The following is a 233-nucleotide window of genomic DNA, read 5'->3' as shown; positions in this document are numbered from 1 at the left end:
GCCGCAAGCTGCTTGACTACCTCAAGCGCAAGGACTTCGAGCGTTACACCGCTCTGATCCAGCGTCTGGGTCTGCGTCGCTAATCAGCGATGTTGCCGCCATGCACTTCGGTGCATGGCGGGCCCCCGGTGGGCACAGGAAAACCGACACTGCCTGCGGGCGGTGTCGGTTTTTTTGTGCCTGATACCGAGGTGATCCGGGCTTCAGATCAGAGGCTCGACCCGCGCTGCAGC

Annotated in this window: 1 protein-coding gene; it reads left to right on the top strand. The window is 62.2% G+C overall.

What is annotated here, in order from left to right:
* Positions 1-83 (top strand): 30S ribosomal protein S15 (locus tag R0J88_RS23760; RefSeq protein ID WP_410901422.1); only part of this gene is annotated, 83 nt, incomplete at its 5' end.
* Positions 84-233: the final 150 nt, after the last annotated feature.

The organism is Pseudoalteromonas sp. SIMBA_162 (assembly GCF_046535955.1).
Taxonomy (GTDB): domain Bacteria; phylum Pseudomonadota; class Gammaproteobacteria; order Enterobacterales; family Alteromonadaceae; genus Pseudoalteromonas; species Pseudoalteromonas marina.
The sequence above is the reverse complement of the archived record's forward strand: the minus strand, read 5'-3'. Positions and strand labels throughout refer to the sequence as shown.